We start from the raw sequence: 14378 nt of genomic DNA, 5'->3' as shown, positions 1-14378 counted from the left end.
GCCTATGATCTCTTTAAATGACAGAATTTCACTACAAAACTTAACTTTCTTCTATGCAGTTAGCTAAGTCAAGAAAGGTGAATCTATCCCTTGTTGCAAACGCAAGATCGACCACTTTACAATATTGTTCTTTATTCCAACTGAGGTGCTCTGGTAAGTGTGGAATTGATAGATCTTCAAATATTTTTTGCAGGTGTTTTGCAGGTAGTAAATTTTGCTTAATTAAACTGGAAATATTATGCCATTCTTTACAAATAATCTCTTGGATTTTTTGCTGCATAATTTGCTTCTGTTCAAAAGTTCTTACAAATTCGATATTATCAAAGCACTGAGTTATATGTTTTACATCTAAAGTGGTCGGTTTGATAATCGGGTTTTGTATTGATAATATCTTTTCCTGCAAATTAGCCATGGTAATCGTCGTAACAGCAATTTTTTCGCCATGTAGTGAGGAATGATCTCTTGTTACCATTTCCATTGCGTGAGCTATCATATGCTCTCCTTGGCTTGCAGAATAGCTGCCTTTTGATATTACCATTCCAAGTCCTGAAATTAATAGAACTTTCATAAGTAATAGGACCACTTTTCTACTTCTTTTAGTAAGCGCCGTATACTCTCTTAGCAAAATTTGCTCCAAATCGCGAACAAGTGTAAAAGGTAATTCATTGTATTCTGTGCCAAGCAACAAATGAGATAGTAGCCAATCAGCCTGAACTGTTGAACGGCAAATGAAATCTGCAAATCCGCTTAATGTGAGGCGCAGTGGTGCATTGGTAAGTATGTCTATATCTATATATATCGCTCTTGGAAGATGTGCTTTGAACGATTTTTTATATCCATTTACTAATATTGAAGCATTTGCGGATGTATATCCATTCATGGAAGCGGCTGTTGGGAACGATATATAATCTTTTTTCTCGAGGTAGCTTGCATATTTGCAGATATCGTTAACGGTGCCGCTACCAAATGCAACTATTAAGTCATTATCTTTTGCTTTGTTTCTAACTAGATTTACGGTTTCAAGAGAGGCAGCTCTGCTTGGTGTCATCCGAGTAGCTGACATTGGGATGACAGGTGGAGTGGAGTTACCCGGAATAATTAAGTTAGGAATTTTATTAAATACGTTTTTGTTTAAAAGTTTTGCTGTATTTTCATCTGCAACTAGAAAGATGTCATTTCCGTGTCGTGTGCATATTTCATAGATATCATCAGCAAGGTGGTAATCTGTTATTACTTCTCTTAGAAAAGTTTGTTCGGTTTGATGTAATATTTGTTTTAAATAGTGCATAGAGTGTTTACAATATAGCAATATAATTATTTTAAGGTTGACATGAAAATTGACCCTGTAGAGCTAACTAAGAAATTGATCTCTTTTGAGAGTATAACACCAAGGGACGGCGGGGCAATAGAGTATATAGCAACAATCTTCAAGAAGAGTGGCTTTGATTGTGAAATTTTAGAGTTTGGTGATAAAGTTAAAAATCTTTATGCGAAATATATAAATGGAGTACCAAATTTGTGCTTTGCTGGGCATGTTGATGTTGTACCACCGGGTCAGTTAAAAGATTGGGCATTTGGTCCATTTAATCCAGAAGTGAGGGATGGTATATTATATGGAAGAGGGGCGGCTGATATGAAAAGCGGAGTAGCTGCGTTTATTGCTGCTATGGTAAATTTGATTGCAGAGAAGTTTCAATTCAATGGTTCAATAAGTGCATTGATTACCAGTGCTGAAGAAAGCACGGAAGAATATGGAACAAAGGCAGTTTTGGAATGGATGAAAAGTAAGCAAAAAAAGGTGGATTTCTGTGTGGTTGGCGAACCAACCAGTAGTGAGAAATTAGGTGATACCATAAAAATAGGCAGAAGAGGTTCTGTAACATTTGAATTAATTTGCCATGGAAAACAAGGGCACGTTGCCTACCCAGACCTAGCAGATAATCCAATATATAAGGTAATATCGATATTGAGTAAGGTAAAAAATACTACTTTTGATCATGGTAATAAATATTTTCAGCCTTCACATTGCGAAGTTACTACTATCGATGTTGGAAATAATACTAGCAATCTAATACCTGGTTCAGCAACTACACGTTTTAACATTCGATATAACAATACACAAACACCTGACAGCTTATATAAGCTGATTGATGAAATATGCTCCAGTGTAACTAACGATTATAAACTTTCTATGCATAGCAGCAGGGATGTTTTCCTCTCTACTCCCGATAGAAATACTGATATTATGCTTGATGCGATAAATAAAGTTACCAGTATTGATGCTGTGCTGAGCACAAGTGGTGGCACATCTGATGCTGCGTTTATCAAAGATGTTTGTCCAGTGATTGAATTTGGTATAATCAACAAAACCGCACATCAGACAAATGAATGCGTATTAGTAGACGATATACACAAGTTAACAGCTATATATAAGGAATTTATAGAAAATTATTTCAATCCCACTAATAAAATATTGAATCAGGTCAACGTAGTTAGTAATATATCTAGTGGTCCATTGTTAGCTTAGATCTCTTGCATAACTGTTGTTTGAGTAACAACTAGTATCATTCCAGCAAAAACCATGAGAGCTATAAAAACTTGCTTGACACCCTCCGCCAGCCCCCTTATCATGAAACTGAAGCTATTGTATTTGCTTTCGCCAATCTGCAGATTAAAAGGTAAGGATTACTTAATGTATCGGCGTCTTATGTTCAATTTTTTGCAGTATATAGATACTGTATGTCTTTACAAAACTTCATCTACATCTAGATTTTTATCTAAATAAGCTGAACGCGCTTATAAAGCGTTACAAGACATCAAAAAATGCCAATACTCGACAGAGATAGTAAAAGACTAGCTAACTCGGGGATTCTTTGTCTTTTTTTCTGCTTAGTAAATTTCTTAAACATTTGCAGCGTAGGTTAGTTGCAATTAAAAGCAGCTGAATCTCGCTTGTCAAGCGTTTAAAACATAAAAAACGCCAATATTTTAAAGCGGATAATAACCTCAGGGCTTCTTTTGCCTTTTTTTTCGTTTGGTAAATTTCTTAAATATTTATAGCTAACATGAAGCTAAGTACGAACTTTGTTAAACACAACAAATGGTGTCATCCAAGTAGCTGACACTGGGATGGCTTTGTTGCATAGCACCTTAAGCAGTGATGGTTTACGACAAATTTATGTAATGATTTCAAATTTAGCCATACCAATATCAGTGAATTTGTTGAGCAAATAGCACTTAATTAGTAATTCTTTTTCACGATTTACTTCAGATTTATTCCTAAAGCTAAATCCAAATACTTGCTTCAACCTTGAGAAAAATCCTTCTATGTAAGATCTCTTTCCATAAATTGCTTCCTTTTTCCACTCTTTTACACCATCTTGTCCATATAATTTTATTAACCTAATAGCAGCATTTCTGTCAGACATATAATCTATTTTTGAATGTTCTGCTGCATCCTTTTTTGGTAGAACTTTTGTCTTTATATCGTATTTCTTACACAATTTATAAAGTTTGTGCCTATCGTATGCCCTATCTGCATATAATGCTTTTATTTTGTGCTGAAAATTAACTTCTTCAAGCAAATCGCAAGCTCCATAGTGGTCAGAGTAGACGCCATTACTGTATCTTGCAGCTATAGCTTTTTTACTATTCACACTTAACATAACATGTAACTTTCTTACTTGCTCGTAGCTTCGGTACTTTCTATCTGCACTGTTTTCCTTACTGTGGCCAGGAGTGTTACTGTAAATGCTGATACTTGTGCTATCTATGATAATTTCAATATTTTCCATGTTGCTTTTATCAACCCTGCAATCATTTATCTTAATATTAAGTTTTTTAAACCTTCTTGATGCTTGTGAATAGCTGATAACTGCCAAATTTTTTCCTATTTGTTGCAGATATCCTTTTATAAACCCCACCGTTTGTCTTAAACCAATTCTAAAAAGATTGACAATTATATGCACCAAAATTACGACTTTATCACTGTAAATATAGTTGCCGCCCTGCATTTTTGGACTATTTTCATACCAATTTCCGATAGCTTCATCGATGTAACGAAAAATATTTCCCCTTTTTTCAAGGAATTTGTTATATTCGTTTTGGTTACTGACTTTCATTTTCTGTGGCATATTTTTTCTTCAACAGTTAAATGGTTATTTATAATGAATTTTGTCAGTAGCCACCAGATTTTTTCGGTTGCTATGCAACAAAGCCATCCCAGTGTCAAGCACTGGGATGACATCATAGGGGCGCTGGGATGACAGGGGGGGGAGGCTACTTGGATGACACCATTCTTTTTCCTGGATCCAAGTAGTCTGGGCACTGGGATGACAAAAAAAGGAGGGCACTTGGATGATGGGAGAAGGAGCTACTTGGATGACATCGTTTACTATTACAATGTTCGTACAGTTCTGGATAAAAAAATTAGCTAACAAATTTATAAACATCAGTATATAACTCATCAACGCTTGGTTCTTTACTATTTTTGGCAAAATCTTCCGACTTTTTTACTAAATCACGTACTTCCTTATCAATTACTTTACATTCTTCTTCTGAAGCAATTTTATTATCTATCATGTACTTCTTTAAAGTGCTTATAGGGTCATGATTTTGCTTCATATCTTCAACTTCTTCTTTTAAGCGATAAGTAGCAGGATCTGACATCGAATGGCCGCGATATCGATATGTCTTCATTTCAAGCAGGATAGGCCCTTTTCCGCTGCGTGTGTGTTCCGCTGCTTCGCTTGTAGCCGCATAAACAGAGAAAAAATCCATTCCATCAACTTGTTTTCCAGAAATACCAAAACTTTCTCCTCTTTTATATAACTCTGTTACTAAAGTTGATCTTTGCACAGAAGTTCCCATTGCGTATTCGTTATTTTCTATGATGTAAACCACAGGCAACTTCCACAAAGCTGCCATATTAAATGATTCATATACTTGTCCTTGATTTGCAGCACCGTCACCAAAATACGTGAATACCACGTTATCTTTTTTCTTATATTTATTAGCAAATGCTATTCCTGTGCCAATTGGAACTTGTGCTCCCACTATTCCATGTCCACCGAAGAATTTTTTTTCAACGTCAAATACGTGCATCGAACCACCTTTACCTTTCGAGCATCCTGTTTCTTTGCCAGTGAGTTCTGCCATTACAACATTTGGATCAGAATCACATGCGAGCATTAAGCCATGGTCTCTATAACTTGTGATAAAAGCGTCACCTGATTTTGATGCAGCTTGAGTTCCAACTGCAACTGCTTCTTGCCCTATTGATAGGTGACAGAATCCGCCTATTAATCCCATTCCATATAATTGTCCTGCTTTTTCTTCAAATCTGCGTATGAGTAGCATTTTCCTGTAGAATCCAATTATCTGTTCTTTAGTGAAATTTTCTGCTTTCATATCGATTTCTTTTTCATTAAACTAAAATAATATCAGAAATTTTTAACATTTTGTAATAAATCTCAATGGATTACTACCACTGGCTTGAAGCTTTTCACATTATCTCCGTCATTATGTGGATGGCAGGTATGCTTTATTTACCCAGGCTTTATGTCTACCACGCAACTGTAAAACCGGGATCGGAAAATGATAGCTTGCTTCAAACAATGGAAAAGAGGCTACTTAGATATATCATAAACCCTGCAATGCTTTTCTCACTTGGTTTGGGAATGACATTAATGATTATAAGAGAAGCATATCGTGAAGGGTGGTTTCATGTGAAAGCACTAGCATTATTTTTTATGTTTGCTATTCATGGACTGCTTGCAAAATACAGAAAAGATTTTGCAATGGGTTCAAATGAAAAAAAACACGTTTATTTTCGTGTTTTAAATGAAGCAGTTACAGTATTGATAATAGTTATAGTTATTATGGTTGTTGTAAAACCTTTTTGACTGACCTTACCAAAAAAAAGCAGAAAGCTCGTATCTGTTCAGATGCATGGCTAATGTACAATACTGAAATAAAAATTCCAGTGCTCCCTTTCTTGTCATCCCAGTGCTTGACACTGGGATCCAGCTTTCTTTACAAATTCACCAAAAGTGCTTCATTCTATAACGCAAAACCCATACTCACCAAACTCAATGCATTACTTGCAATTAAGTTTCCTGGATGCCAGTGTCAAGCTACTCGGATGACACCATTCTTTTTCCTGGATCCCAGTGTCAAGCACTGGGATGACAAGAAGAGGGCACTGCCCTCTTGGATGGAAGCCAGTGTTAGCTACTTTCATGACACCCTGACAACCGTCATCCCGCTACTTGTTAGCGGGATCTAGAGATACCGTGATGGTATGACGTAGGGGTTGCCGAGAACTTGTCATCCCAGTGCTTGACACTGGGACCCAGTTTTTCGTATAACTTTATCTATGTGAAGTTTGCAGCAAAAATGATGTTATGCAAGTAGGTAATACAGGGCTAATTTTCATTGTATAATCAGCTAGTAAGTTTTCTGGATCCCAGTGTCAAGCACTGGGATGACAATGGTGTATGGTGAGTGATAGTGAATGAAATTAAGTAAACATGAAAGGCTTATATATTAAAACTTACGGCTGTCAGATGAACGTTTATGACTCCGTTTTAATGGAGAATATAGTTAAGCCTCTAGGGTTCAACGTTGTTAGTGATGCAGAACAAGCTGATTTGGTGATATTGAATACTTGCCATATTAGAGAGAAGGCAGCAGAAAAGCTTTACTCAGAGCTTGGAAGGATTCATTCATCAAGAAAAGAAATGACTATAGTGGTGGCTGGATGTGTAGCGCAAGCAGAGGGAGAAGAAGTGTTCAGAAGAGCCCCATTTGTGGATATTGTTGTTGGTCCGCAAAGCATTGCCGCTTTACCAGAACTGATAGTCAAAGCAAGCAGAAGTAAAGGTCATGTAATAAATACTGATTTTCCGGAAGTTGCAAAGTTTGATAAATTGCCAGATGAATGTTACGGCAATAGCCAAGGATCTTCTGCGTTTCTTTCCATACAAGAAGGTTGTGATAAGTTTTGTACATTTTGTGTAGTGCCCTACACTCGTGGAGCTGAGTACTCACGACCAGTAAATGAAATATTTCGCGAAGTATTGAAATTAGTTGCAAATGGGGCAAATGAGATCAATTTGCTTGGTCAGAACGTCAATGCTTACCATGGGGAATGCGAAGGGGAAGTGTGGGATTTAGGAAAATTAATTAGTCATATTGCTAAAATTGAAAAGCTAGAGAGGATTCGTTATACAACTTCTCATCCAAGAGATATGCATGAATCTCTCTACTTGGCACATGCGGAAGAGCCAAAACTCATGCCGTTTGTTCACCTGCCTGTGCAGTCAGGTTCGAATAAAATATTGCGCGTGATGAACAGGAAACACACTGCAGAGGAGTATTTGGAAATAATAGACAGATTTCGCAAATTGAAACCTGAAATCGAATTTTCTTCTGATTTTATCGTTGGTTTTCCTGGAGAAACCGAAAAAGATTTTGAAGAAACTATGAAATTAGTAGAAAAAGTTAGATATGCTCAGGCTTATAGTTTTAAATACAGCCCAAGACCAGGCACACCAGGAGCAGAAAGAAAAGATCAAGTGCCAGAAGAGGTTAAAACAGAACGCCTTCTTCGTTTACAGAAATTAATTAGTAAGCAACAACTTGAGTTTAACCAGAGTATGGTAGGCAAAACTATACCTGCTTTGTTCAGTGATAAAAAAGGCAAACACCAAAACCAAATTATTGGTAAAAGCCCATATATGCAATCAGTATGCATTGATGATCCTGAAGGGAAGTATAGAGATAAAATAGTAAATGTGAAGGTATTGGAAGCTCGGCAGAATAGTTTATTAGGATGTGGGCTTTAAAAATAGACTTGTTGGGCATCTATCACAACTGTACGAACATTGTAATATGGTACAATGTTACAACGATGTCATTCCAGTGCTTGACACTGGAATCCAGAAAAGTTTGCTTGTGAGCAAGCAAACCAGCATGGAAAGTAGCTGATCTTATACTAAATGAATGTTTTTGATGAGGTTGCATAGAAGCTGGATCCCAGTGTCTGAGCACTGGGATGACAAAAAAAGGAGCACTGGAATGACACCTTCATAAGGGAACCAGTGTCAGCTACTTGAATGACACCATATGGGTGCAATCTTTCTACACTCCCTCTTTTGTCATCCCAGTGCCTTGACTACTTGGATTCAGAACATACTAAATTATAAAAATTTATCATTTAGTATGAAGAATACTATATAGGAGTAAATGTGTTTCTTTTTGAATTTGTAATTTTTCAGAAAGCCCTATATTCTTTAGTTTTACATAGCGAACATGAAGTCAAAGCATTATCCTGATACAGTAAGTAGTCCTGATTTTTCGTCGTTAGAAAAAGAAATCATAAAATTTTGGCAGGAAAACAAAGTTTTTGAGCGGTCAGTTGAGGAACGTTCCAAGGATAATTGTTTTGTCTTTTACGATGGGCCTCCGTTTGCAAATGGACTTCCCCATTATGGGCATTTACTCACTGGTTTCATCAAAGACGCATTTGCAAGATATCAAACTATGCTGCAAAAAAGGGTCGAACGTAGATTTGGCTGGGATTGCCATGGATTGCCGGCTGAGATGGGTGCGGAAAAGGAACTTGGAATATCTGGTAGAACTGAAATAGAAAAATTCGGCATTGAAAAATTCAATAACCATTGTCGTACTTCTGTAATGAAATTTTCATCAGAATGGGAAAAGTATGTAAATAGGCAAGCAAGGTGGGTAGACTTTCACAATGACTATAAGACTATGGATAAATCATTTATGGAGTCGGTCATGTGGGCATTTAAACAGCTTTATGATAAGGGTCTGGTGTATGAATCAGTGCGCGTTGTTCCATATAGCTGGGCGTGCGAAACTCCATTATCCAATTTTGAAACAAGGCTTGATAACGCATATAGAGAAAAGACTAGCAAAGCTGTAACTGTTGCATTTGAGCTTTTAGAAAACCCACAGCAGTTTAAAAATGTATGTAAATTACTTGCTTGGACTACAACTCCTTGGACGTTGCCGAGCAACTTGGCTTTGGCGATAGGGAAAGATATTGAGTATTGTGCAGTATTAGTCAATGGTGAAATCCACATCTTCGCTGAAAGCTACCTAGAGAAATTTATCAGCCACTCTGAACAAAACAATATTCCATATGAAAACTGCAATATAAAACTTAAAGCGAATGATCTTGTAGGTCTTTCTTATAAACCACTATTTGATTACTTTAAAGATACGAAAAATGCATTCCGCGTTTTCATCGCTGATTATGTTACAGGAGAAGATGGTACTGGCGTTGTGCATACTGCTCCTGGATTTGGTGAGGAAGATTTTTACCTTTGCCAAAGCCATGATATTCCAGTTATTTGTCCAATTGATAACAGTGGAAAATTTACTGCTGAAGTTTCAGATTTGGCAGGGGTTCATGTTTTTGATGCCAGTGATACAGTAATAAAAAAATTGAAAGGGCAGGGGAGTTGGTTTAAGACTGAGCAATATATTCACAATTATCCACACTGCTGGAGAACTGACACTCCTTTGATCTATCGCACTATGCCTTCTTGGTACGTTGCCGTGACAAAGTTCAAAAGCAGAATGGTAGAGCTAAATAAGAGAGTTAATTGGATACCAAACCACATTAGAGATGGTCAATTTGGAAAATGGCTTGAAGGGGCACACGATTGGTCAATTTCACGCAATCGATTCTGGGGTACGCCAATCCCTGTATGGAAATCAGATGATACAAAATATCCAAGGGTAGATGTATATGGTTCAATAGAAGAACTGGAGAGAGATTTTAATGTTAAAATAGACGACTTGCACAGACCATTTATCGATACTTTAACAAGACCAAATCCTGATGACCCAACAGGAAAATCGATTATGCGTCGTGTGCCTGACGTATTTGACTGTTGGTTTGAATCTGGCTCGATGCCATTTGCGCAAGTCCACTATCCGTTTGAAAATAAAGAGTGGTTTGAAAATAATTTTCCCGCAGATTTTATAACTGAATATATTGCACAAACCAGAGGGTGGTTTTACACACTTTTTGTGCTCTCTACTGCTTTGTTTGACAGTGAACCCTTTAAGAACTGCATATGTCACGGCGTTGTTTTGGATGTAAAGGGACATAAACTGTCCAAACGCTTGAACAATTATGCAGATCCAATGGAGGTTTTTGATAGATACGGTTCTGATGCACTGCGTTTTCTTATGCTTTCTGGATCTATTGTTTGTGGTGGTAATTTGCTACTCGATAAAGAAGGAAACTCAATACGAGATGTTCTGAAAAATGTAATAAAACCTATTTGGAACAGTTATCACTTTTTTACTATGTATGCAAATGCAGATGGAATTAAAGTTGAAGTTTGTAAGGATTATCACAGTACTATTGATTGCTACATGATTTCCAAATGTTTTGAAGCTGTAGAAAGTATCCAAGCTTCTATGAACAGCTATAACTCCCAAGAGGCTTGCAAAATTTTGATGAACTTTTTTGAAGTGCTGAATAATTGGTATATTCGTCGCAGTCGCGAGCGTTTTTGGAAAAGTGATTTGGATCAGGATAAAACTGATGCTTATAATGTTCTATATACGGTTTTTTATTACATACTAAGAGCTGCAGCTCCTTTATTGCCACTTATAACAGAGACTATATGGCAAGGGCTTAAGTATAAAGAAACATCTGTTCATTTGGCTGATTTTCCACAATTAGAGAAGTTTGATAGTCAGCTCATTGCCAAGATGGATTTGGTGAGAGAGATATGCAACTCTGCGCTCTCTATTAGAAACACTTTTAACATACGTATCAGACAACCACTTAGTAGTATGACGATTTATCATCAGTCTTCCTGCAGTTTCCTTGACGATACACAACCCTCTGTCATTCCAGAGCTCTCTCCCGTCATCCAAGTAGCTGACACTGGGATCCAGAAAGAAAAGAAATGGTTAAGTGCTGGAATGACACCAAGCATGAATGAATATCAAGAGATGATAAAAGACGAGGTAAATGTAAAAGAATTAGAAATAGTAGGTGAGTTGAAAGAAGTTGCATCACTAGAACTGAAACTAAATTTTCCTATGCTTGGAAAGAGAGTTCCAGGCAAAATTAAGAAACTAGTTCAATATGTCAAAGAGGGAAAATGGAAGCAAGTTGAAAATGAGCAAGTTTTTTTAGGTAATGAGTCAGAAAATTACATCATAGAAAAAGGCGAATATGAACTATTGTTAAAAGCAAATAGTGGATATTCTGCTGTGTTTGATAACAACAAAGGAGTTGTCATTCTAAATACTGAACTAAATGATGAATTAATTCTAGAAGGGTTAGCGAGAGATGTCGTGAGGCTCATTCAAGAAACCAGAAAACAAGCTGACTTTCATATATCAGATAGAATTAAAGTAATAATCAAAACAGAAGATGAGAAAATCAAGGAAGCAATAAATACGTGGAGTGAGTACATAAAAGAGCAGACTCTTGCCTTATCTTTAGAAATTAATACAGAAATTGGAACCAACTTCTATTCTAAGAAATACCAAGATTTAGTTGTTAGTGTTTGGTTAAATTGTTAATAGTTGAAAATTGTCAGTGTTTGTGCTATACTTAAAGTACTTGGATAAGGTTATGGTATGAATGCTGTTGCAGATGATTATGAAGAAGTTGTTAACAATAGTGGTAATTTAGGTAAAGTAGAATCTACTTCCAATGTTACTTTGGAAGAGGAAGAAGAGTTTTTTGATGCTTTAGAGGAACAAGATTGGTTAATTAGTAATATCACACAGAAATCTACTGACACTTCGGAAGGACAAGAGCCGTTAGCTAATTTTAACGTTCCACTCAGTATATTTCATTATAAAGATTATAACTCTGATTTTTTTACTTCTTGGTATAACGTATCAAGTAGAATATTTAAAGAGATAAACCAAGCTTGCCCGGAGAAAAAAGTATTAAATTTAGCACTATCGGTTTTAATGTTTCCTTATATAGTTTTTACTGCGTTAGGATTAGCCGTATATAATAAATTAAAAACAAATGATAAGACACAAATCAGCTCAGAGGAAAATAAAACAAAAAAAGTAAGTGAAAGTACAACAAAAAGATTAGCATATGGTGTTCTTGCTGCAGTAGCGATTCTTGTTAGTATACCTATACTTCTACTCTTGCTTATTCCTGCAACACCCGCCTTAGCTACTTTTTATCTTTTAAATAGAAAATTATCTCATTCTTTGATTGATGTTCTTAAAGTGAGTAGTGGGTCATATCAGAAAAAACACCAAAATATTGAGGTATCTTTTCGTGAAATAGATGCTGGTAAGTCAGACATTAAGTGGGATATGGAAGTTAAGTTTCCACCGCAATTTAAACAACTACTTAGAGATTTATACGAAGATCCAGAACACAATGCTGTACTAAAATTGTCAGCTAATATCCACTTAAAAAACGGTCTCGTGCCTTTGCGTGATGAGATCAGGAGTGTGCTTGCAACTTCAATTCAAGGATTCGCGAAAACTATGGAAGAGCTGATAAAGCTAGAAAAGAAAGATATTACATACGATAAGCTGAAGGAGTTGTTGAACGAATTCAGACTGGAAGTGGTGAATAGTGTAGGTCCTAAGTTGACGAGTCACTTAATACAAAATGCTTATCAAGTTGCCTTTATACAAGCAATTAAATTTGCACAAGAAAGAAAAGGAGATTTTTCAGAAGATGTGCTAAGAGATATATTAGTGAAACAAGAGTTGGAGAGCCAAGGTAAGGAATTACCAAGCAAAGAAACAGCAGAAGCTTCACGTAAAGCTGAAGAGATGATAAAAGAGTTAGAAAGAATGGGAGAAGAAAGGTATGGGAAGATACGTGAAGAATTAAAAGAGATATACGAAAATAGAAAGAATAGTGGCCTGAAAGATGATGCCTTAAAAAGGAAGTTAGAAGACCTTTTTAAATTTGAATATAATGATCAGAAGGTTGAGCAAAAGCTAATAGAATCAAGAATAAGAAAAGCTAAAGTTGTGTTAAATCAATCAGATTTAACAATTGATATAAGACAAAGTTTACTTGATGAATTCTATAATTTAAATGTGAATGTGTGTTCTCATCACGAAGTAAATCTCTTGCTAGAAAAAATGCATTCAGAAATAACAAAATGTGGAATTCAAGGGTTATTTAAAGAGCAAGAGAAGAGTATAAAGAATATAGAAGATAATACTGGCATATTCAATGAAGAAGATGAAAAACGTCTAGTAAACAAGATTGTTTCCTATCGGAAGAAAATTGGAGAATGTTTAACGCAACCTGCGAAATTGAAGGAAATAATAGAAAAGCAGAATAAGAATTTGGATGTTAAGAAAAATAGTAAAGAAAAGGAATCTTCAAGTATGGAGTTAATAGAGTTATGTTTGAAAAATAACCAAGAAATTCTGGAAGCATTAGAACAATTAGAGTTAAAAAAAGAAAGATTATTGATAAATGAAAAAGCAACAAATGATTACAGAGAAGAACTAGAATCTCGTGAAAAAATAAAATTTGCAATAATAGAAGATAAGTTGTTGGAGGTGCTTAAGCAAGAAACTTTTAATGAAAAAGAAATCAAGAAATTATTCGAGAAAGCAGAACTTGAGTACTGTTTAGCAGAAAGATGCATCAAATATCCTGTAATTAAAACAAAAGATAATATCAAACATTTTAGTCAAAATTTATTGTCTCCTTTGATAGATAGGTTGGTGGAAAATATAATAAATAATGTGCCAAAAAATGATAAGAGTTCACTTTTGCAACCTGTGAAATCTTTTTGGACATGTTGGGGGTATATTAAAACAGGCCTTGTCGTTGCAATACATGGGGATGAGAGTACAGAAGGAAAAGCGTTAGATGTAGCACACACCTCTTATAAGGAAGGAGAGACATTTCTTCAACATTTCGAGTCAAGTTATGAGAAAGCTGGGGCTTTTTTAGGTGATTTATTTTCTGATGAAGGAGAAACATTTAAAAATGATGTATGGCCTAAAATAGAAGAGCATTTGCATGGAATGTGGGATAGATTTTTTAAGGATGTTGAATTCACGTTGGTTAAGAGTAGATTAGATGAGGTAAGCTTGGCACAGCAAGGATCTGTTCAGCAGAGTGGCAAAATAAGGTAGACGAGAAAAGACAACTATAGGAACAAATGGGTGTCATGCCAGTGCGTGACACTGGCATCCAGTCCTTTCGCGCAGTTCCATCAAAAACGTTGTAAAGGCTTTCGTGTTTACCAACTTAGTGCCCAATCTGGATCCCAGTGTCAAGCACTGGGATGACAAGAAAGGGAGCACTGGAATTTTTGTTTCAATATTTGTATATTAGCCATGCATCTGAACAGATACACAGCAAG

The 14378-nt window shown here is 36.0% G+C and carries 12 protein-coding genes; 6 read left to right on the top strand and 6 right to left on the bottom strand.

Annotation, left to right across the window (positions count from 1 at the left end; genetic code table 11):
* Positions 1 to 40: 40 nt before the first annotated feature.
* Entirely contained in the window at positions 41 to 1288 is a 1248-nt protein-coding gene (locus tag OPR43_RS04620) for an iron-containing alcohol dehydrogenase (protein ID WP_265034374.1), read from the bottom strand.
* A 42-nt stretch (positions 1289 to 1330) separates the two neighbouring features.
* Between OPR43_RS04620 and dapE the strand changes: the two genes are divergently transcribed.
* The gene (dapE, locus tag OPR43_RS04615; protein WP_265034373.1) at positions 1331 to 2527 is read left to right on the top strand and encodes a succinyl-diaminopimelate desuccinylase; all 1197 of its coding nucleotides are present in this window, start codon (positions 1331 to 1333) and stop codon (positions 2525 to 2527) included.
* A 649-nt stretch (positions 2528 to 3176) separates the two neighbouring features.
* Here dapE and OPR43_RS04610 read toward each other — a convergent pair.
* Genes OPR43_RS04610 through pdhA form a run of 3 tightly spaced genes read right to left on the bottom strand, consistent with a single transcriptional unit; the run spans position 3177 to position 5409 of the window.
* Positions 3177 to 4133 carry an IS5 family transposase gene (locus OPR43_RS04610; protein ID WP_265034372.1) on the bottom strand — a complete coding sequence of 319 codons (957 nt, stop codon included), beginning with the start codon at positions 4131 to 4133 and terminating at the stop codon, positions 3177 to 3179.
* A gap of 24 nt (positions 4134 to 4157) precedes the next feature.
* Complete coding sequence (locus OPR43_RS04605) at positions 4158 to 4451, bottom strand: hypothetical protein (RefSeq protein WP_265034371.1); 294 nt, start codon at positions 4449 to 4451, stop codon at positions 4158 to 4160.
* Complete coding sequence (pdhA, locus tag OPR43_RS04600) at positions 4429 to 5409, bottom strand: pyruvate dehydrogenase (acetyl-transferring) E1 component subunit alpha (RefSeq protein WP_265034370.1); 981 nt, start codon at positions 5407 to 5409, stop codon at positions 4429 to 4431. Before pdhA ends, OPR43_RS04605 begins: the two co-directional genes overlap by 23 nt.
* Before the next feature lie 65 nt (positions 5410 to 5474).
* Between pdhA and hemJ the strand changes: the two genes are divergently transcribed.
* The 3 genes from hemJ (at position 5475) to miaB (ending at position 7847) form a co-directional block, all read left to right on the top strand.
* A complete protein-coding gene (hemJ, locus tag OPR43_RS04595) occupies positions 5475 to 5903 on the top strand; it encodes a protoporphyrinogen oxidase HemJ (protein WP_265026302.1) in 429 nt (142 codons plus the stop codon).
* 53 nt (positions 5904 to 5956) lie between these two features.
* Positions 5957 to 6286, top strand: a complete 330-nt coding sequence (locus tag OPR43_RS04590; protein ID WP_156518006.1) for a hypothetical protein — start codon at positions 5957 to 5959, stop codon at positions 6284 to 6286.
* 244 nt (positions 6287 to 6530) lie between these two features.
* Positions 6531 to 7847 (top strand): tRNA (N6-isopentenyl adenosine(37)-C2)-methylthiotransferase MiaB, encoded by a 1317-nt coding sequence (gene miaB, locus OPR43_RS04585; protein WP_265034369.1) that lies wholly within the window; start codon positions 6531 to 6533, stop codon positions 7845 to 7847.
* A gap of 149 nt (positions 7848 to 7996) precedes the next feature.
* Here miaB and OPR43_RS04580 read toward each other — a convergent pair whose 3' ends face one another.
* A complete protein-coding gene (locus tag OPR43_RS04580) occupies positions 7997 to 8137 on the bottom strand; it encodes a hypothetical protein (protein WP_265034368.1) in 141 nt (46 codons plus the stop codon).
* Positions 8138 to 8313: 176 nt separating this feature from the next.
* Here OPR43_RS04580 and ileS point away from each other — a divergent pair, with 176 nt between their 5' ends.
* Positions 8314 to 11583 carry an isoleucine--tRNA ligase gene (ileS, locus tag OPR43_RS04575; RefSeq protein ID WP_265034367.1) on the top strand — a complete coding sequence of 1090 codons (3270 nt, stop codon included), beginning with the start codon at positions 8314 to 8316 and terminating at the stop codon, positions 11581 to 11583.
* 57 nt (positions 11584 to 11640) lie between these two features.
* Positions 11641 to 14148 carry a coiled-coil domain-containing protein gene (locus OPR43_RS04570; RefSeq protein WP_265034366.1) on the top strand — a complete coding sequence of 836 codons (2508 nt, stop codon included), beginning with the start codon at positions 11641 to 11643 and terminating at the stop codon, positions 14146 to 14148.
* A gap of 33 nt (positions 14149 to 14181) precedes the next feature.
* On the opposite strand, the gene OPR43_RS04565 is transcribed toward OPR43_RS04570, so the two are convergent.
* A complete protein-coding gene (locus tag OPR43_RS04565; RefSeq protein ID WP_265034365.1) occupies positions 14182 to 14319 on the bottom strand; it encodes a hypothetical protein in 138 nt (45 codons plus the stop codon).
* Positions 14320 to 14378: the final 59 nt, after the last annotated feature.

This window comes from Wolbachia endosymbiont (group A) of Apoderus coryli, assembly GCF_947251615.1.
Lineage (GTDB): Bacteria > Pseudomonadota > Alphaproteobacteria > Rickettsiales > Anaplasmataceae > Wolbachia.
Note: the sequence above shows the minus strand (reverse complement) of the source record. Positions and strands in the feature narration are given on the sequence as shown.

Coding starts and splice junctions, on each gene's coding strand:
- OPR43_RS04620 (WP_265034374.1), bottom strand. CDS start 1,288: ATGCACTATTTAAAACAAATATTACATCAAACCGAACAAACTTTTCTA.
- dapE (WP_265034373.1), top strand. CDS start 1,331: ATGAAAATTGACCCTGTAGAGCTAACTAAGAAATTGATCTCTTTTGAG.
- OPR43_RS04610 (WP_265034372.1), bottom strand. CDS start 4,133: ATGCCACAGAAAATGAAAGTCAGTAACCAAAACGAATATAACAAATTC.
- OPR43_RS04605 (WP_265034371.1), bottom strand. CDS start 4,451: ATGTTTATAAATTTGTTAGCTAATTTTTTTATCCAGAACTGTACGAAC.
- pdhA (WP_265034370.1), bottom strand. CDS start 5,409: ATGAAAGCAGAAAATTTCACTAAAGAACAGATAATTGGATTCTACAGG.
- hemJ (WP_265026302.1), top strand. CDS start 5,475: ATGGATTACTACCACTGGCTTGAAGCTTTTCACATTATCTCCGTCATT.
- OPR43_RS04590 (WP_156518006.1), top strand. CDS start 5,957: ATGTACAATACTGAAATAAAAATTCCAGTGCTCCCTTTCTTGTCATCC.
- miaB (WP_265034369.1), top strand. CDS start 6,531: ATGAAAGGCTTATATATTAAAACTTACGGCTGTCAGATGAACGTTTAT.
- ileS (WP_265034367.1), top strand. CDS start 8,314: ATGAAGTCAAAGCATTATCCTGATACAGTAAGTAGTCCTGATTTTTCG.
- OPR43_RS04570 (WP_265034366.1), top strand. CDS start 11,641: ATGAATGCTGTTGCAGATGATTATGAAGAAGTTGTTAACAATAGTGGT.